Origin of the sequence: Leucobacter muris (assembly GCF_004028235.1) — a bacterium.
Classification (GTDB): domain Bacteria; phylum Actinomycetota; class Actinomycetes; order Actinomycetales; family Microbacteriaceae; genus Leucobacter; species Leucobacter muris.
The window spans coordinates 1609817-1627068 of sequence record NZ_CP035037.1 but is presented as its reverse complement, the minus strand read 5'-3'; the positions used below and the strand labels follow the sequence as shown (position 1 = coordinate 1627068).

Annotated in this window: 16 protein-coding genes, 1 tRNA gene and 1 other RNA gene; 7 read left to right on the top strand and 11 right to left on the bottom strand. The window is 69.7% G+C overall.

Annotated features, from left to right (window positions below):
• Nucleotide 1: 1 nt before the first annotated feature.
• Together glnA and Leucomu_RS07665 are read right to left on the bottom strand one after the other, a co-directional pair.
• Entirely contained in the window at nucleotides 2–1339 is a 1338-nt protein-coding gene (gene glnA, locus Leucomu_RS07670) for a type I glutamate--ammonia ligase (protein ID WP_017882548.1), read from the bottom strand.
• A 102-nt stretch (nucleotides 1340–1441) separates the two neighbouring features.
• Nucleotides 1442–1648 (bottom strand): hypothetical protein, encoded by a 207-nt coding sequence (locus Leucomu_RS07665; RefSeq protein WP_017882549.1) that lies wholly within the window; start codon nucleotides 1646–1648, stop codon nucleotides 1442–1444.
• Between the two features lie 100 nt (nucleotides 1649–1748).
• Between Leucomu_RS07665 and map the strand changes: the two genes are divergently transcribed.
• Nucleotides 1749–2618: a type I methionyl aminopeptidase gene (map, locus tag Leucomu_RS07660; RefSeq protein WP_017882550.1), complete on the top strand. Its 870-nt coding sequence runs from the start codon at nucleotides 1749–1751 to the stop codon at nucleotides 2616–2618.
• A 175-nt stretch (nucleotides 2619–2793) separates the two neighbouring features.
• Here map and rnpB read toward each other — a convergent pair.
• The 6 genes from rnpB to Leucomu_RS07630 all read right to left on the bottom strand — a co-directional run bounded on the left by rnpB (nucleotide 2794) and on the right by Leucomu_RS07630 (nucleotide 7682).
• Nucleotides 2794–3170: RNase P RNA component class A (rnpB, locus tag Leucomu_RS07655), an RNA gene on the bottom strand.
• Between the two features lie 47 nt (nucleotides 3171–3217).
• A complete protein-coding gene (locus tag Leucomu_RS07650; RefSeq protein ID WP_017882551.1) occupies nucleotides 3218–3946 on the bottom strand; it encodes a zinc ribbon domain-containing protein in 729 nt (242 codons plus the stop codon).
• A gap of 171 nt (nucleotides 3947–4117) precedes the next feature.
• Complete coding sequence (locus Leucomu_RS07645; RefSeq protein ID WP_017882552.1) at nucleotides 4118–4969, bottom strand: Nif3-like dinuclear metal center hexameric protein; 852 nt, start codon at nucleotides 4967–4969, stop codon at nucleotides 4118–4120.
• A 3-nt stretch (nucleotides 4970–4972) separates the two neighbouring features.
• Nucleotides 4973–5638: a methionine ABC transporter permease gene (locus Leucomu_RS07640; protein ID WP_017882553.1), complete on the bottom strand. Its 666-nt coding sequence runs from the start codon at nucleotides 5636–5638 to the stop codon at nucleotides 4973–4975.
• On the bottom strand, nucleotides 5638–6666 hold the full coding sequence (locus Leucomu_RS07635) for a methionine ABC transporter ATP-binding protein (protein ID WP_017882554.1): 1029 nt from the start codon (nucleotides 6664–6666) through the stop codon (nucleotides 5638–5640). The genes Leucomu_RS07640 and Leucomu_RS07635 overlap by 1 nt, the downstream gene beginning before the upstream one ends.
• A 98-nt stretch (nucleotides 6667–6764) precedes the next feature.
• Nucleotides 6765–7682 carry a MetQ/NlpA family ABC transporter substrate-binding protein gene (locus tag Leucomu_RS07630; RefSeq protein WP_017882555.1) on the bottom strand — a complete coding sequence of 306 codons (918 nt, stop codon included), beginning with the start codon at nucleotides 7680–7682 and terminating at the stop codon, nucleotides 6765–6767.
• Between the two features lie 214 nt (nucleotides 7683–7896).
• Between Leucomu_RS07630 and Leucomu_RS07625 the strand changes: the two genes are divergently transcribed.
• The 4 genes from Leucomu_RS07625 to Leucomu_RS07610 all read left to right on the top strand — a co-directional run bounded on the left by Leucomu_RS07625 (nucleotide 7897) and on the right by Leucomu_RS07610 (nucleotide 12279).
• Nucleotides 7897–9336 carry a glyceraldehyde-3-phosphate dehydrogenase gene (locus Leucomu_RS07625; RefSeq protein WP_031289447.1) on the top strand — a complete coding sequence of 480 codons (1440 nt, stop codon included), beginning with the start codon at nucleotides 7897–7899 and terminating at the stop codon, nucleotides 9334–9336.
• A 39-nt stretch (nucleotides 9337–9375) separates the two neighbouring features.
• A complete protein-coding gene (locus tag Leucomu_RS07620; RefSeq protein ID WP_128386847.1) occupies nucleotides 9376–10224 on the top strand; it encodes a universal stress protein in 849 nt (282 codons plus the stop codon).
• 9 nt (nucleotides 10225–10233) lie between these two features.
• The gene (locus Leucomu_RS07615) at nucleotides 10234–10881 is read left to right on the top strand and encodes an MBL fold metallo-hydrolase (RefSeq protein WP_128386846.1); all 648 of its coding nucleotides are present in this window, start codon (nucleotides 10234–10236) and stop codon (nucleotides 10879–10881) included.
• A 156-nt stretch (nucleotides 10882–11037) separates the two neighbouring features.
• Nucleotides 11038–12279, top strand: coding sequence for an MFS transporter (locus Leucomu_RS07610; protein ID WP_128386845.1), 1242 nt, complete (start codon nucleotides 11038–11040; stop codon nucleotides 12277–12279).
• Between the two features lie 5 nt (nucleotides 12280–12284).
• On the opposite strand, the gene Leucomu_RS07605 is transcribed toward Leucomu_RS07610, so the two are convergent.
• A complete protein-coding gene (locus Leucomu_RS07605; RefSeq protein WP_017882560.1) occupies nucleotides 12285–12791 on the bottom strand; it encodes a flavin reductase family protein in 507 nt (168 codons plus the stop codon).
• Between the two features lie 173 nt (nucleotides 12792–12964).
• Between Leucomu_RS07605 and Leucomu_RS07600 the strand changes: the two genes are divergently transcribed.
• The gene (locus tag Leucomu_RS07600) at nucleotides 12965–13453 is read left to right on the top strand and encodes a glutathione peroxidase (protein ID WP_164884525.1); all 489 of its coding nucleotides are present in this window, start codon (nucleotides 12965–12967) and stop codon (nucleotides 13451–13453) included.
• 191 nt (nucleotides 13454–13644) lie between these two features.
• On the opposite strand, the gene Leucomu_RS07595 is transcribed toward Leucomu_RS07600, so the two are convergent.
• Nucleotides 13645–13718, bottom strand: a tRNA-Val gene (locus tag Leucomu_RS07595).
• Between the two features lie 67 nt (nucleotides 13719–13785).
• A complete protein-coding gene (locus Leucomu_RS07590; RefSeq protein WP_128386844.1) occupies nucleotides 13786–14247 on the bottom strand; it encodes a peroxiredoxin in 462 nt (153 codons plus the stop codon).
• A gap of 274 nt (nucleotides 14248–14521) precedes the next feature.
• On the opposite strand from Leucomu_RS07590, the gene aceE reads away from it, so the two are divergent.
• The gene (gene aceE, locus Leucomu_RS07585; protein WP_128386843.1) at nucleotides 14522–17248 is read left to right on the top strand and encodes a pyruvate dehydrogenase (acetyl-transferring), homodimeric type; all 2727 of its coding nucleotides are present in this window, start codon (nucleotides 14522–14524) and stop codon (nucleotides 17246–17248) included.
• The last annotated feature ends 4 nt before the right edge of the window (nucleotides 17249–17252 follow it).

Here is a 17252-nt window from a genome sequence, read left to right as displayed (position 1 = left end):
CTCAGATGGTGTCGAGCATCGAGCCGAGCTCGTAGGGCGTGACCTGAGCGCGGTACTCGCTCACCTCGCGGCGCTTGTCGCGGATGAAGTAGGCGAACACCTGCTCGCCGAGGGTCTCGGCCACCAGCTCTGAACGCTCCATCACCGCGAGCGCGTGATCGAGACTGGTGGGCAGCGGGTCGAAGCCCATGGCCCGTCTCTCGCCGTCGCTCAGCGCCCACACGTTGTTCTCTGCCTCGGGAGGCAGCTCGTACTCGTCGCGGATGCCCTTGAGACCGGCCGCGAGCAGCACCGAGAAGCCCAGGTAGGGGTTCACCGCGCTGTCCATGCCTCGGTATTCGACGCGCGCGGCGCCGCCCTTGCCGGGCTTGTACATCGGAACGCGCACCAGCGCGGAGCGGTTGTTGTGCCCCCAGCTGACGAACGAGGGCGCCTCATCGCCGCCCCACAGGCGCTTGTAGGAGTTGATGTACTGGTTGGTGACCGCGGTGATCTCGGGCGCGTGGCGCAGCAGGCCCGCCACGAAGCGGCGGCCCGTCTGCGAGAGCTGGTAGCGGGCGCCCGGATCGTAGAACGCGTTGGCGTCGCCCTCGAAGAGCGAGAGGTGGGTGTGCATGCCCGAGCCGGGCTGACCGACGAGCGGCTTCGGCATGAAGGTGGCGTGCACGCCCTGCGCGATCGCGACCTCTTTCACCACGGTGCGGAACGTCATGATGTTGTCGGCCATGGTGAGCGCGTCTGCGTAGCGCAGGTCGATCTCGTTCTGGCCGGGCCCGGCCTCGTGGTGGCTGAACTCGACCGAGATGCCGAGCTCCTCGAGCATCGCGACGCTTTCGCGACGGAAGTCGTGCGCCGTGCCTCCGGGCACGTTGTCGAAGTAGCCGGCGCGATCGACGGGCACCGGGCCCTCGGAGCCGTACTCGGAGGACTTCAGCAGGTAGAACTCGATCTCGGGGTGCGTGTAGAAGGTGAACCCCTGCTCGGCCGCCTGAGCCAGCGTGCGCTTGAGCACGTTGCGGGGATCGGCGACGGCGGGCTCGCCGTTGGGGGTGCGGATGTCGCAGAACATGCGCGCCGTGGGCGCGGACATGCTGCGCCACGGCAGCAGCTGGAAGGTCGAGGGGTCGGGCACGGCCAGCAGATCGGACTCGTACGCTCGGGTGAGCCCCTCGATGGCGGATCCGTCGAAGCCGATGCCCTCGCTGAACGCGCCCTCGACCTCGGCGGGGGCGAGCGCCACCGACTTCAGAGTGCCCGACACGTCGCTGAACCAGAGACGCACGAATTTCACGCCGCGCTCTTCGATGGTGCGAAGAACAAAATCGCGCTGCTTGCTCACACCGGCTCCGTTCGCTCAGTTGACGATTATTGCCAGACTAGCGCGCCCCTGTGACATCCGTGTTTCGGCAGCGCGGGCCGACCGCGTCCTCTCAGCGGGGGCTCAGTCCTCCCGAGCGTCCTCCTCCGCCCACTCCTTGGCGCGCTCCTGCAGCTTGGCCGGGCCGTTGGCGGCCTCCTCGCGCGTCTTGAACGGACCGATCCGGTCGATGCCGAGCGACTGCGGCCCCTCCTCGACCTCGCCGGTGCGGGTGTTGTACCAGTAGGTCTCCTCGGTGTCGTCGACTCCCCAGTCCCGCTTGCTCATCATGACCTCCTCGGTTCGCGCGGATCGCGCGTCTGCTCGGCGCCCGGTCGGTTCCGGACGATCAGGACCCGGGCGAGCCGGGCCTACTTCATAGACTAGAGGCATGCCCTTCGACGCACACGGCCATTTGGTCCCCGGTTCCGCGCCCCAGCCGCGCACCGTCCCCCAGCAGATCGCCCGTCCTCCCTACGTCGGCCTCGCGGCTCCTCCCGCCTACACGGGGGACGACACCTACAGCGAGGCGGAGATCGAGCGCATCCGAGCCGCGGGCCGGGTCGCCTCGCGCGCGCTCGACGCGGTCGGCGACGCCGTGCGTCCCGGTGTCACCACGGCCGAGCTCGACCGGGTCGCGCACGAGTACGTCGTCTCGCAGGGCGCCTACCCCTCGACGCTCGGCTACCGCGGATACCGGGCCTCCTCGTGCACGTCGGTGAACGAGGTGATCTGCCACGGCATCCCCGACGACACGGTGCTGCGCGAGGGCGACCTCGTCAACGTCGACGTCACTGCCTACCTCGACGGCTTCCACGGCGACACCAACCGCACCTTCCGGGTCGGTCGGGTCTCCGAGGAGGTCGACCTGCTCATCGAGCGCACGCACGAGGCCATGATGCGCGGCATCAAGGCGGCGAAGCCCGGGCGCCAGGTCAATGTGATCGGTCGCGTCATCGAGACGTACGCGAAGCGCTTCGGCTACGGCGTGGTGCGCGACTTCACCGGGCACGGCGTCGGTTCGTCGTTCCACTCGGGTCTCATCATCCCCCACTACGACTCGGCCCCGGCCTACGGCGACGTCATCAAGCCGAACATGGTCTTCACGGTCGAGCCGATGCTCACGCTCGGCTCGTACGAGTGGGATCAGTGGGACGACGGCTGGACCGTCACCACGCGCGACAAGAGCGTCACGGCGCAGTTCGAGCACACGATCGTGGTGCGGGAGGACGGCTTCGAGCTGCTGACCGTCTCGGGGTGACCGGCCCGCGGTCTCGTACGACTCGACATCGCCGCGGCGGTGCAGCCCGCGATCATCGCGTCGGGCGGTCTCGTCTCGCGCCGCCACCGTGTCCACGGTGCGTCCAGGGCTCCTCGGAGACACGAAACCGCCCTGATACCTCCGCAGAATCACGCGGAAGCATCAGGGCGGAGAGGGGAACGGGCCGGCTGTACGCCGGGTTCTGTCCCGGCCGGCGAACCGGCCGGTGACGGTCATCTCTCTCGGGGCGCCGTTGCCGACACCCTCTAGCGGCCTACCCGCAGACTCGGCGAGGAGCGTCGACGTCTGCTGTCTGGCCTTGCTGCGAACGAGGTTTACCTGGCCGCCCGTGTCACCACGAACGCCGGTGGTCTCTTACACCACCCTTTCACCCTTACCCGATGCAGCGTGCCGCATCGGGCGGTCTACTCTCTGTTGCACTTTCTCGCGGGTCGCCCCGGGTGGGTGTTACCCACCGTTCTCCTCTGTGCAGCCCGGACGTTCCTCGGCGCGAGCACCGAAGTGCCGCGACGCGACCGCCCGCCAGCCCGTTCCGGATCCAGTCTACCGCGCGTGCGCGGCGGCAGCGGCGCGGGGCGCTACTCCCCCTCGACGCGCACGAGGATCGCGCCGGTGCCCGGGCAGAAGACGAGCTCGTCGGGGGCGGCCGAGCGGATGTCGCTGAGCTCCGCCGGCGTCAGGGACATGTTGCTGGCCTCCGAGACGCCGCCCCGCAGACGGGCCGCGCCGATCCCGATGCGGCCCCGCAGCTCCTCGTAGAGGTCGAGCAGGTCGCGCTGCAGCTCGGCCGCGATGCCGGCCCGCTCCTCGCCGCGCGACGAGAGCTCGCGGTCGAGGCGCTGCTCGGCCTCCGAGATCTTCGCCCTGATCGCGGCGCGGCGCTCGTCGACGCCGGCGAGCACCTGCTGGGCGGCCGAGAACTCGGCCTGCGCCCGCTCCTGCACCTCCATGATCTCGAGCTCGCGATCCTCGAGTTCGCTCTGCCGCCGCGCGAGCGTGTCGAGTTCGCTCTGCAGCGCCTGCGCCTCCTTCGACGACGTGCTCACCGCGATCAGCTGCTCGTCGCGCGCGCGGCGCTGGCTCACGAGCTGCACGTCTGCCTCGACGCGCGCGATCTCGGCGTTCTGGGCGTCGAGCTCGCGCTGCGCCGCCATGAAGCGCGCCTTCGCCTGCTCGGCCTCGCCGGTCAGCCCGTCGAGCTCGGCCCGCTCGGGCAGGGTGCTGCGCTTGCGACGGAGCCGGGCGATCGTGTTGTCGCGGTCTTGCAGGTCGAGCAGCAGCTGCTGCTGGCGAGGGCTGGCTTTCATGGGGTCAAGCCTACCCGGGCGGCGCCCCCGGCCGTTCGCTCGGAGCACGCCGATGTCTCGGGGCGCAACGCGCGATCCGATCCGAGACGTCGGCGAGATCCGAAGCACGGGCAGGCGCGCCGGGCCGGAGCCCGCGACGGCGTCCGGAGAAGGCCCGGATCGGGCCGAGGCTCAGAGCCTCGACGCCCCGACCGCGAAGCTCCACGGATCGGTGCGCAGACCGCTCACCGCGAACTCGACGCCGGGCAGCCGGGCGGAGAGCCGCTCGGCCGCACCCTCGAGCCACAGCGATTCGCTCGCCCAGTGCGCGACGTCCACGAGAGCGGGCCCGCCCGCGGCGAGCGACTGCTCGATCGACTCCTGCGCGGGGTGGTGCCGCAGATCGGAGGTGAGGTAGACGTCGGCGGCGCGCACCGCGGGGTGATCGAGCAGGCTGTCCCCCGCCCCGCCGAGCAGTGCGATGCGACGCACGGGCCGATCCGGATCGCCGGCCACCCGCACGCCGCTCACGGTCTCGGGCAGGATCGCCGCGACCCGCTCGGCGAACTCGCGCAGCGAGGTCGCCTCGGAGAGGTCGCCGACCCTGCCGATGCCGAACACCTCGCCCGGTCGGGGCCCCTCGGCCGGCACGATCGCCTCGGCCGACACGAGGCCGAGCCGCTCGGCGACGACCGCCGAGACGCCGCCCTCGGGCTGGTCGGCGTTCGTGTGCGCCGCGAGCAGCGCGCAACCGCCGCGGATGAGCCTCGCGAGCAGCGCGCCCTTCGAGGTGTCCTCGGCGATCGTGTGAATGCCGCGCAGCAGCAGCGGATGGTGCGTGAGCAGAGCGTCCGCGCCCAGCTCGAGCGCCTCGTCGACGGTCGCCGCCACCGCGTCGACCGCCAGCAGCACCCGGCGCAGGGGCGCATCGCCCGCACCGGAGACGAGGCCGACGCGGTCCCACCCCTCGGCGGTCGAGGCGGGCCAGAACTCCTCGGCGACGCGCCGGAGATCGGCGAGGGTGCGCGGCGGGGCTGATGACACGGGCTACCTCCGGAGCAGCTTGCGGGCGAACACGTTGCCGAGCAGCTGCACGAGCTGCACGATGGCGATGATGATGAGCACGGCCGACCACGTGACCCACGGGTTGAACTGGCGGTAGCCGTACTGCAGGGCGAGGTTTCCGAGGCCGCCGCCGCCGATCACGCCGGCCATCGCGGTCATGTCGACCACCGCGATGAACGCGAAGGTGTAGCCGAGCACGACGGGGCCGAGACCCTCGGGGATCAGCACCGTGAGGATGGTGCGCAGCGGACCGGCGCCCATGGCGCGCGAGGCCTCGATCACCCCGGGCGGCACGGTGAGCAGGTTCTGCTCGACGAGTCGCGCGATGCCGAAGGTCGCCGCGAAGACGAGTACGAAGATCAGGGCGCGATCCCCGATGCCCGTGCCGACGACGAGGCGGGCGAGCGGCTGGATCGCGGCGATGAGGATCACGAACGGGATCGGCCGGAAGAAGTTCACGAGGAAGTTCAGGGTCCAGTAGAGGGCGCGGTTCTGCAGGATGCCTCCCTGTCGGGAGACCGTGAGCAGCACGCCGATGATCAGGCCGAGCACCCCGCCGATGCCCATCGCGAACACGACGTAGACGAGCGTCTCGACCGTCGCCTCGAGGAATTTGCCGTTCGCGAGCAGCTCCATGAGCTTGTCCATCAGACCAGCACCTCCAGGTCGGTCTCCTGCGCGAGCGCCGCGATCGCGTGCTCGACGCGCAGGTCGTCGCCGATGAGTTCGAGGGTGAGCTTGCCGAAGCTGCGGCCGCCCACGTCGGTGACGCCGCCGTGCACGATGCTCACCCCGACGCCGCGCTCGGCGAGGGTGCGGAACACGACGGGCTGATCCACGTCTCCATCGCGGAATGTGAGCGTCACCAGCCGGCCCCGGTGCCGCTCGCGCAGCTGCTCGAGGTGCTCGGCCTGGGGCTCCGTGGGCAGCGCGCTCGACACGAAGCGCCTGGTCGTGGTGGTCTGCGGGCTCGAGAAGACGTCGAAGACGCCGCCCTGCTCCACCGCGCGGCCCCCGTCCATCACGGTGACGCGATCGGCGATCCCGCGCACGACCTCCATCTCGTGGGTGATGAGGATGATCGTGATGCCGAACTCGTCGTTGACGCGCTTCAGCAGCGCGAGCACCTCCTGGGAGGTCTGCGGGTCGAGCGCGCTCGTGGCCTCGTCGGCGAGCAGCACACCCGGGTTCGTCGCGAGCGCCCGAGCGATGCCGACCCGCTGCTTCTGGCCGCCCGATAGCTGGTCGGTGTACGCCTCCGCCTTGTCGCCGAGGCCGACGAAGTCGAGCAGCTCGGCCACGCGACGCTTGCGCTCCGCCGGAGAGACGCCGGCCACCACGAGCGGGTACTCGACGTTCTTCGACACCCGCTTCGAATGGAACAGGTTGAACTGCTGGAAGATCATGCCGATGCGGCCGCGCACCGCGCGCAGCCTCGCCTCGGGCAGGCTCGTGATCTCGTCGTCGCCCACCAGGATGCGGCCCGAGCTCGCCCGCTCGAGGCCGTTGACGAGGCGCAGCAGGGTGCTCTTGCCGGCTCCGGAATAGCCGATGATGGCGTGGATCTCGCCCGAGGCCACGTCGATCGAGACGTCGTCGACCGCCACCACCTGCGCGGCGCCCTTGCCGCGACCCGGATAGCGCTTGGAGACGCCGATCATCTGGACACGCGTCATGCGCGGTCTCCCTCCTGCTCGCCGCGGATGCGGATCGGGGCGCCCGGTGAAACCGAACGCCCCGATCCTAATCGCTGCTCTCGCTGCGCGACGAGCGGTTACTTGTTCTCGCGGACCTGTTCCTCGGAATCGGTGAGGATCTCCTGCAGCTCCGAGACCGGCGTGTTCAGCAGGATCGCGCTGTCCCCCGAATTCTCGAAGACGCCGTCCTGCACGTCCTGGTTCGTCTGGTAGATCTCGACGAGCTTCTGGTAGGTCTCGTTGTCCTTGTCCTCGGCGCGGGCCGCGAAGATGTTGATGAAGTACTTCGCGCCCTCGTCCTCCGGATCGTCCTGGTAGAGCGCCTCGTCGAACTTCAGGCCGGCGTCGGTCACGAAGTCGTTGTTGACGACGGCGGCGTCGACGTCGGAGAGCGAGGTCGCGGTGAACGATGCGTCCATCTCGGTGACCTGCACCTTCGACGCGGAGGCGTCGATGTCGTCGGGGGTCGAGAACAGGCTGCCGCCGTCGCTCAGCTCGATGAGCTCGGCCGCCTGCAGCACGTTGAGCGCGCGGGCGCGGTTGGTCGGATCCGAGGGGATAGCGACCGTGCCGCCCTCGGGGATGTCCTCGAGCGAGTCGTGCTTGGTGGAGAACACGCCGAGGGGGTAGATCGCGGTCGAGCCGATCGCGACGAGGTCGTCGTCGTTCGCCACGTTGTAGTCGGCCAGGTACACGATGTGCTGGAACTGGTTGAGGTCGAGCTCGCCCTCGCTCAGCGCCGGGTTGGGCTGGTTGTAGTCGGTGAAGTCGACGAGCTCGACCTCGATGCCCTCCTCGGCGGCGGCCGCGGTGAAGGTCTCCCAGTAGGGGTCGCTCGCGCCGACGACGCCGATGCGCACCGTCTCGGAGGCGGCCGCGCCGCCGCCGCCCTCGTCGGATCCCCCGGCGGCCGAGCAGCCGGCGAGCGCCGTCGTGGCGGCGAGTGCGAGCGCGGTGATCGAGGCGGCGAGGATGCCGCGCTTCGTGAAGGTCATGATGCTCCTCATGATCGATGTGCTGGTGGGTCGACGCCGCGTCGGGCGCGGCGGTACGAGAACAAGCGTGCGGGATCGGGCCCGGCGGGCGAAATCACGGTGTCACACTGCGTCATCCAAGGCCGGTCATGGGATACTGGCACTGACGAACAAGCGTCGTCGGCGGGCAGGCCGATTCTCTTCATGACAGTGTTGAAAGGACCCCTCCGTTCACATGATTCAGCGTGCTGATGCTCACCTCGAGGCTTGGAAGGCGAAGCAGGAACTCGCAGAGCGGATGATTCCGCTGATCGGCCAGCTCTACCGCGACCACGACGTGGTCATGTCCGTCCACGGACGCAGCCTGGTGGGGCGCTCCCCGATCGACATCATCCGTGCTCACTACTACGCCCACAAGATCGACGACGTCGAGCTGCCCCTGGAGGAGACCTCGGCGATCGTCGAGGCGCTCGCGAAGATCCAGCCGGGCCCGGTCTCGCTCGACCTCGCGCTGCTCGCGAACGGCTTCCGCGCTTCGGGCGGCGGCGACGTCGAGGCCTACCTGCGCGAGCAGCTCGCTCCCGCGCTCGACGCCCGCCCGGGTCAGGGCACCGACGTCGTGCTCTACGGCTTCGGCCGCATCGGACGCCTGCTCGCCCGCATCATCATCGACCACTCGGGCAGCGGCAACGGCCTGAACCTGCGGGCGATCGTGGTGCGCAAGGGATCCGAGAACGACCTCGTGAAGCGAGCCAACCTGCTGCGCCGCGACTCGGTGCACGGCCCCTTCAACGGCACCATCAAGGTGCTCGAGGACGAGAACGCGATCCTCGCGAACGGCGTGCGCATCCAGGTCATTTACTCGAACGACCCGGCCAGCGTCGACTACACCGAGTACGGCATCGAGGATGCGATCCTGGTCGACAACACCGGTCGCTGGCGCGACGCCGAGGGCCTCGGCCAGCACCTGCGCAACCGTGGCATCTCCCGGGTGCTGCTCACCGCGCCGGGCAAGGGCGACATGCTCAACGTGGTCTACGGCGTCAACAACGACAAGATCACCGACGAGCACACGATCCTCAGCGCCGCTTCCTGCACCACCAATGCGATCACGCCGGTGCTGAAGGTCATCAACGACCGCTTCGGTGTGAAGCGCGGCCACGTCGAGACGGTGCACTCGTACACCAACGACCAGAACCTCATCGACAACTTCCACAAGGGCGACCGCCGCGGCCGTTCCGCCGCCCTCAACATGGTGCTCACCGAGACCGGCGCAGCGAAGGCGGTCGCGAAGGCGCTGCCCGAGTTCGAGGGCAAGCTGACCGGCAACGCGATCCGCGTGCCCACCCCGGATGTGTCGATGGCCGTGCTCAACCTGCAGCTCGAGCGCGAGACCACGAGCGACGAGATCAACGCCTTCCTCGAGGAGGTGTCGCTCACCGGCGCCCTGCGCACCCAGATCGACTACGTCGAGTCGCCCGAGATCGTCTCGAACGACTTCGTCGGCTCGAACCGCGCGGGCATCGTCGACGGCCTCGCCACCATCGTGACCGGCGACAGCGCAGTGGTCTACGTCTGGTACGACAACGAGTACGGCTACAGCTGCCAGGTGGTGCGCATCATCGAGCAGCTCGCAGGAAACCACCCCGCGCATCTTCCGGCGCGCGAGGCCTGACCTCAGGCCCGCCGCAGAACCCGAGAGAAAGGAACGAAGATGTCATCGAAGTATCTCATCGGTGTCGACGGATCCGAGCAGAGCCGCGTCGCGCTCGCCTGGGGCCTCGCTCGAGCCACGGAGCGCGGAGCCGAGGTGGAGCTGCTGCACGTCGCCGACGACTCGTTCCTCTCGGAGAGCGTCGCGTTCCTCTCGGAGGCGCAGCAGGCGTCCGAGCAGATGCTGCACGCCGAGACCGAGTACGCTCGCAGCCTCGGCTTCGAGGGCAAGATCTCGGGCACCGCGGTGGTCGGCCACCCGATCGCCGAGGTCGAGGAGGCGTCGAAGCACGCCGATCTGCTCATCCTCGGCGCGCACAACGGCAGCCAGTTCGCGGGTTCGTTCTTCGGCACCCGCGCGGTGAAGGTCGCGGCGACCGCGCACTGCCCGGTCGCGGTGATCCCGGCCGTGGCCTCGGCTGAGCCGAAGCCGGGCGTGGTCGTGGGCGTCGACGGTTCGGAGGCCTCGAAGCGGGCCATCGCGGTCGCGGCCGAGGAGGCCTCGTTCCGCGGCTCGCCGCTCATCGCGGTCTACGCCTGGATGCCCCCGCTCACCCCGGGCCTCGAGTATCTCTGGAGCGAGGAGCTGGTGGAGTCACAGCGTTCGGCCGCCGAGGAGGCCATCGCGATCGGCGTCGCCGGGTTGGCGGAGCGCTACCCCGACCTCGAGATTCGTCGCGAGATCGTGCAGTCGCCTCCAGTGGCGGCGCTCGTGCAGGCGGCCGAGGGCGCCGAGCTGCTCGTCGTGGGCAGCCGCGGCCGCGGCGGCATCTCGCGTCTGCTGCTGGGCTCGGTGAGCCACGGCGTGCTGCAGGCCCTGCCGTGCCCCGTCGTGGTGACCCGCGGCTGAGACGGCATCATGTCGGAAGCACGGATCGACCGGGTGGTGACCCGCGGCCTCGTCGGCGCGGGTCGCCCCGGTTACCCCGGTGACGGGGTCGAGCTCGAGAACAACGTCTGGATCGTGGGCGACGACGAGCAGGCGCTGGTCATCGACGCCTCGCACGACGCCGAGGCGATCGTGGCCGCGGTGGGCGATCGGGATCCGCTGGGGATCCTGCTCACCCACGGTCATGAGGATCACGTGAACGCCGCGGTGGAAGCGGCCCGGATGCTGGACACGCACGTGTACCTGCACCCGGCCGACCTCTTCCTGTGGCGCGAGGCCCACGGCGAGACGCTGCCCGACTTCGAGCTCGCCGACGGCGCGAGCTTCCTGGTGGCGGGCGTCGACCTCGCGGTCGCCCACACGCCGGGGCACACGCCCGGCTCGGTGTGCTTCATCGCGCCCGCGCTCGGCACCGTGTTCTCGGGCGACACCCTCTTCCAGGGCGGCCCCGGCGCCACCCGCTGGGAGTACTCGAGTTTCGAGCAGATCGTGGAGTCGATCCGCACCCGCCTGCTCACGCTGCCGTCGGCGACCGTCGTGAGACCGGGCCACGGCGACAGCACCACGGTGGCGGCGGAGGCGCCGGATCTCGAGGCGTGGCTCGCCCGGGGCTGGTGACCGCGAACGCGGTCATCGCGAAGGACGGATTTCGCTGCGGGCGGGATCGTGACCGTTCGGAAACAGTGAGCGTTTAGACTTGCCCGGTCGCAGTGCCGCGCAGTCCTCGGCGCGCGGGTGAACCCGGGCGCCCGCCCGCCACCCGAAAGGTCGCCCATGACCGAGCCCTCTCTCTCCCCGCTGCGCCGCGGCGTCGCACTGTTCGCCCTCGCCTTCGGCGGCTTCGGCATCGGCGTGACCGAGTTCGCGACGATGGGCCTGCTGCCCGACATCGCGGGCGAGCTGATCCCCGGCTTCGAGCAGGCGCCCGACCGCGTGATCGCGCAGGCGGGTGTGCTCATCACCGTCTACGCGCTCGGAGTGGTGGTCGGGGCGCCGACCTTCGCGGTGCTCGCAGCGCGCATGTCCCAGACGCGACTCGCGTTCTGGCTGCTCGGCCTCTTCATCATCGGCACGGTCGCATCGGCGTGCATGCCGACGTTCGGCTCGCTCGCCCTCTTCCGGTTCGTCGCGGCGCTGCCGCACGGCGCCTACTTCGGGGTCGCGTCGCTGCTCGCGGCCCGCATCATGGGGCCGGGCAAGCGCGGGCGCGGGATCGCCCTCGCGCTCTCGGGGCTCACCATCGCCAACGTGGTGGGCGTGCCGCTCGCGACCTGGATGGGCCAGCTGCTCGGCTGGCGTTCGGCCTATGTGCTGGTCGCCGTGATCTTCGCCACGACGCTGCTGCTCTCGATGCTCGCGCTCCCCAGGTACCCCGGCAACCCCGAGCGCAGCCCGTTGCGCGAGCTCTCGGCGCTGCGCAACCCGCGCATCTGGGTGATGATCGCCGTCGGTTCGGTCGGCTTCGGCGGATTCTTCGCGGTGTACTCCTACATCGCCGAGGCCACCACCCGTGAGACGGGGCTGTCGCCGGCGATGGTGCCGTGGGTGCTGGCCTGCCTCGGCGTCGGCATGACGATCGGCAACCTCATCGGCGGCTGGGCGACGGACCGCGACCCCCGGCGCACGGTCACGTGGGGCTTCATCGGCTTCATCGTCGTGCTCGTGCTGTACACGCAGTTGGCCTGGCATCCCGTCGGCCTCTTCGCGTGCGGCTTCATGCTGGGCGTCACCTCATCGCTGCTCATCCCCTCGATCCAGTCGAGGCTCATCCGCATCTCCGACGAGGCGGCGCTGCTCGGCGCCGCCGTGAACCACGCCGCGTTCAACATCGGCAACAGCCTCGGCGCCTGGCTGGGCGGCATCGTGATCGCCGGCGGGTTCGGCTACCTCGCCCCGGGGTGGGTGGGAGCGGCGCTCGCGGTGGTCGGCCTGGGGCTGGTGGCGGTGAGCAACACCGTCGAGCGCCGCGACAAGGCCCGTGGCCTCAACACGGTGGGCATCTCGGTCGTGGAGTAGCGCCGCTACACCACCGGTGCGAGCGTGCGGAACGCCCGGTCGAGGTAGACCATGGGGTCGGCTGGCTCGCCGAACACCGCGTCGAGCACTTCGGCGACCACGATCACCGAGGCGCCCACTCCGAGCGAGTGCAGGGTGCGGCACCGCAGCGCGACGCGCGTGTGGGGCAGGTGCGGCTCGCCGGTGGGAAGCATCGACCAGCCCTGCTCGGGCGTGAAGCGCTCGGATCCCGAGACGGCGAAGGCCGCCGCGATCTCGGCGTGCCTCGCGTCGAGCAGGTGCACGAGGTAGGTCTCGGCGCCGAGGATGCCGCCGGCGCTGCCGGTGGCCCGCGTGACCGAGAACGAGAGGGCTGCGGGATCGATCCCGACCGAGGCGACGCTCGACGCCGTGAGGCCCACCGGGCCCTCGGGCGTCTGCGCCGTGATGAGCGCCACCCCGGTGGGGTGCTCCCTGAACGCGCGCTTCAGCGCCTCGGCTCCGATGTGCTCGGTCTGCGGATCGGTGGTCATGCGATTGACTCTCCCTCTTCTCGTCGGGCCGCGCCGTGCTGCCCAGTTCGTCGACGCGCTTCTCAACACCGCGCGATCCGGAATCATTCCTCGACCGCTGCCGAGAGACGACCGCGGCGCTCGCGAGCCAGGAGGCCTGGCGGCGCGCGGCGGGCCGGCGTAGGCTGACCCACATGGACGGGTTGCGCGAGGTACCGCTGACGACGATCGACGGCGAGCGGACCTCGCTCGCGGAGTACGCGGATCGCGCGGTGCTGATCGTCAACGTCGCGTCGCGCTGCGGGCTCACCCCGCAGTACGCCAAGCTGGAGGAACTGCAGCGGCGCTACGCGGACCGGGGGCTCACGGTGCTGGGCTTCCCCTGCAATCAGTTCCTCGGGCAGGAGCCGGGCAGCGCCGACGACATCAAGACGTTCTGCTCGACGAGCTACGGCGTCACCTTCCCGCTCATGGAGAAGGTGTGCGTGAACGGCCGCCGCAAGCACCCCCTCTACGCGCTGCTGCACGAGGTGCCCGACGCGGAGGGCAAGGGCGGCCGGGTCAAGTGGAACTTCGAGAAGTTCCTCGTCGCCCCCGACGCGACGGTGCACCGGTTCCGGCCGGCGGTCGAGCCCGACGATCCCGAGGTGATCGCGGCGATCGAGGCCGCCCTGCCCGCGTAGGCGGGCGCGACGCCGAGAGCGGTGGTGACGGGTCGCTGCGGCTGACGGTGCGCCCGGAGGGACTCGAACCCGCCCAGCCGCTCAGGGCAACGCGCCAGCGTTGCGCGGCGATGGCGCGCGGTGAGCCTGCGAGCCGCGTTCAGGGTTCATGGATGAGCCCGACGGGAGTGTGAAGGAGCGAAGCGAGTGAGTGCGCCCGGAGGGACTCGAACCCCCGACCCTCTCGGTGTAAACGAGATGCTCTAACCAACTGAGCTACAGGCGCGCGCCCGCGAGGCGGGCCTCCCCAGCATAGGGGACGCCGCCGCGCGGTCGCGAATCGCGACGGTCGCCTAGGCGATCGCTTCGAGGGCCTCGCGATAGGCCTCGAAATCGCGGGCCTCGCCGGGCGCGGTCTCGAAGGACGCGAGCACGCGGCGATCCTCGCCGATCACGAGCGTCGCGCGGGTGGCGATGCCCGCTTCCTCGACGAAGACGCCGTACTGCTGCGCCACCGCGCCGTGCGGCCAGAAGTCGGAGAGGATCGAGAACTCGTAGCCCTCCTGCTCGGCCCAGGCCTTCAGCGCGTAGACCGAGTCGATCGAGATGCCGACGAGGCGCACCTTGTTGTCGTCGAAGATCGACAGGTTGTCGCGCAGCTCGCACAGCTCGCCCGTGCAGATGCCGGAGAACGCGAAGGGGAAGAACACGAGCGCGACGGGGCCGTCGGCCACCATCTCCGAGAGCGTCAGCTCCTCGCCGTGCTGATCCGAGAGCGTGAAATCGGGCGCCTGCGCGCCGACCTCGAGCACCATGGTGCCTCCTTACCGGCGCTTGGCGCGCCATTGATGATGCGGACGCCTCCACACTATCGACTCGCCTCTCCATGGCCGAGGGAGCCGGGCTCCCAATCGCCCCCGAATATTGTGCGGCTGTGACACCCTCGACAAGGGATGTGCGCGTTTCTTCGTGGAACTTCGATAGTCTGGAGCCACCCCGCGGACCAGCGGGAATGATCGAGCATGCCGCGAACGACCGCACCAACCCGCCTCGCCGCGCGGCCTGCCGAGTGGTGATTGGAGCACAACCTTGGCTGTGAACACGCAGGATCCCTACGCGCCAGATCGTGACGACATGGATCCGCAGGAGACCGCCGAGTGGCGCGAATCGCTCGACGCCGTGGTCGAGGAGCGAGGCGCCGGTCGCGGTCGCGAGATCATGACGAGCCTGCTCGACCGCTCGCGTCAACTGCACCTCAACGTTCCCCAGGTGCCCACCACCGACTACGTCAACACCATCGCCTCCACCGACGAGCCCGATTTCCCCGGCAACGAGGAGCTCGAGCGCCGCTACCGCTCGTGGATCCGCTGGAACGCCGCGATGACCGTGCACCGCGCCCAGCGCCCAGGCATCGGAGTCGGCGGCCACATCTCCACATACGCCTCCGCCGCGTCGCTCTACGAGGTGGGCTTCAACCACTTCTTCCGCGGCCAGGATCACCCCGGCGGCGGCGACCAGATCTTCGTGCAGGGCCACGCCTCCCCCGGCATGTACGTCCGCGCCTTCCTCGAGGGCCGCCTGAGCGCCGACCAGCTCGACGGCTTCCGTCAGGAGAAGTCGCACCTCGGCGGCGGTCTGCCCAGCTACCCGCACCCGCGCCTGCTGCCCGACTTCTGGCAGTTCCCCACGGTGTCGATGGGCCTCGGGCCGATCAACGCCATCTACCAGGCGCAGTTCAACAAGTACCTCACCAACCGCGGCATCAAGGACTGCTCCGACCAGCACGTGTGGGCCTTCCTCGGCGACGGCGAGATGGACGAGGTCGAGAGCCGCGGCCAGCTGCAGGTCGCCGCGAACGAGGGCCTCGACAACCTCACCTTCGTGATCAACTGCAACCTGCAGCGCCTCGACGGCCCCGTGCGCGGCAACGGCAAGATCATCCAGGAGCTCGAGAGCTTCTTCCGCGGCGCCGGCTGGAACGTCATCAAGGTCATCTGGGGCCGCGAGTGGGACGACCTGCTGAACCGCGACACCGACGGCGCGCTGCTCAACGTCATGAACACGACGCCCGACGGCGACTTCCAGACCTACAAGGCCGAGAACGGCGCCTTCGTGCGCGATCACTTCTTCGGCAAGGACGAGCGGGCGCTGAAGCTCGTCGAGGAGTACAGCGACGACCAGATCTGGGGCCTGCGCCGCGGCGGCCACGACTACCGCAAGGTGTTCGCCGCCTACAAGGCCGCGACGGAGCACAACGGCCGCCCCACGGTGATCCTCGCGAAGACCATCAAGGGGTACGGCCTCGGCCCCCACTTCGAGGGCCGCAACGCGACCCACCAGATGAAGAAGATGACGCTCGAAGACCTCAAGCTCTTCCGCGACACGATGCACATCCCGATCTCCGACGCGCAGCTCGAGGCCGACCCCTACCTGCCGCCCTACTACCACCCGGGTGAGAAGGACGAGGCGATCGAGTACATCCACGAGCGCCGTCGCGCGCTCGGCGGGTACCTGCCGGCCCGCCGCACCACCCACACCGAGGTCGTGCTGCCCGAGCCCAAGAGCTACGCGATCGCGGCGAAGGGCTCCGGCACGCAGGAGGCCGCGACCACGATGGTGTTCGTGCGCATGCTCAAGGACCTCATGCGCGACAAGGGCTTCGGCCCCCGCTTCGTGCCGATCATCCCCGACGAGGCGCGCACCTTCGGCATGGACTCTTACTTCCCCACGTCGAAGATCTACAACCCGCACGGCCAGAACTACGTCTCGGTCGACCGCGAGCTGCTGCTGGCCTACAAGGAGAGCCCCGAGGGTGTGCTGCTGCACGTCGGCATCAACGAGGCCGGCGCCACCGCCGCCTTCACGGCGGTCGGCACCTCGTACTCGACGCAGGGCGAGCCGATGATCCCGGTCTACATCTTCTACTCGATGTTCGGCTTCCAGCGCACCGGTGACGCCTTCTGGGCCGCCGGCGACCAGATGGCGCGCGGCTTCGTGATCGGCGCCACCGCCGGCCGTACCACGCTCACCGGCGAGGGCCTGCAGCACGCCGACGGCCACTCGCTCGCGCTCGCGTCCACCAACCCGGCCGTCGTCGCGTACGACCCGGCCTACGGCTACGAGATCGGTCACATCGTGCGCGCCGGCATCGAGCGCATGTACGGCGGCGAGCACCCGGATCCGAACGTCATGTACTACCTCACCGTGTACAACGAGCCCCTCGTGCACCCGGCCGAGCCCGAGAACGTCGACATCGATGGCATCGTGCGCGGCATTCACCGCGTCAGCGAGGCGGCCGGCGACGGTCACCGCGCCCAGATCCTCGCCTCCGGCGTGGCCGTGCCGTGGGCGATCGAGGCGCAGCAGCTGCTCGCCCAGGACTGGGGCGTGGCCGCCGATGTCTGGAGCGTCACCAGCTGGAACGAGCTGCAGCGCGACGGCGCGGCGGCCGATGAGCAGAACTTCCGCTCGCTCGACGGTGACGCCCGCGTGCCCTACCTGCAGCAGAAGCTCGCCGACGCCGAGGGCCCTTTCGTGGCCGTCAGCGACTGGTCGCGCCAGGTGCCCGAGCAGATCCGCCCCTACGTCCCCGGCGACTACTCGGTGCTCGGAGCCGACGGTTTCGGCTTCTCCGACACCCGCGCCGCCGCGCGCCGCTACTTCGGCATCGACCGCGAGTCGGTCGTGGTGAAGGTGCTGCAGCGCCTCGCGGCGCAGGGTCGCATCGACGCCGACGTGCCGCGTCGCGCAGCCGAGCAGTACCGTCTGAACGACGTGAACGCAGGCACCACCGGCGGCGCGGGCGGCGAGGCCTGATCGA

Coding starts and splice junctions, on each gene's coding strand:
- Leucomu_RS07605 (WP_017882560.1), bottom strand. CDS start 12,791: ATGACCACCGATCCGCAGACCGAGCACATCGGAGCCGAGGCGCTGAAG.
- Leucomu_RS07635 (WP_017882554.1), bottom strand. CDS start 6,666: ATGACGCGTGTCCAGATGATCGGCGTCTCCAAGCGCTATCCGGGTCGC.
- Leucomu_RS07630 (WP_017882555.1), bottom strand. CDS start 7,682: ATGACCTTCACGAAGCGCGGCATCCTCGCCGCCTCGATCACCGCGCTC.
- Leucomu_RS07665 (WP_017882549.1), bottom strand. CDS start 1,648: ATGATGAGCAAGCGGGACTGGGGAGTCGACGACACCGAGGAGACCTAC.
- Leucomu_RS07590 (WP_128386844.1), bottom strand. CDS start 14,247: ATGGTGCTCGAGGTCGGCGCGCAGGCGCCCGATTTCACGCTCTCGGAT.
- map (WP_017882550.1), top strand. CDS start 1,749: ATGCCCTTCGACGCACACGGCCATTTGGTCCCCGGTTCCGCGCCCCAG.
- Leucomu_RS07620 (WP_128386847.1), top strand. CDS start 9,376: ATGTCATCGAAGTATCTCATCGGTGTCGACGGATCCGAGCAGAGCCGC.
- Leucomu_RS07650 (WP_017882551.1), bottom strand. CDS start 3,946: ATGAAAGCCAGCCCTCGCCAGCAGCAGCTGCTGCTCGACCTGCAAGAC.
- Leucomu_RS07600 (WP_164884525.1), top strand. CDS start 12,965: ATGGACGGGTTGCGCGAGGTACCGCTGACGACGATCGACGGCGAGCGG.
- Leucomu_RS07615 (WP_128386846.1), top strand. CDS start 10,234: ATGTCGGAAGCACGGATCGACCGGGTGGTGACCCGCGGCCTCGTCGGC.
- Leucomu_RS07610 (WP_128386845.1), top strand. CDS start 11,038: ATGACCGAGCCCTCTCTCTCCCCGCTGCGCCGCGGCGTCGCACTGTTC.
- Leucomu_RS07625 (WP_031289447.1), top strand. CDS start 7,897: ATGATTCAGCGTGCTGATGCTCACCTCGAGGCTTGGAAGGCGAAGCAG.
- Leucomu_RS07640 (WP_017882553.1), bottom strand. CDS start 5,638: ATGGACAAGCTCATGGAGCTGCTCGCGAACGGCAAATTCCTCGAGGCG.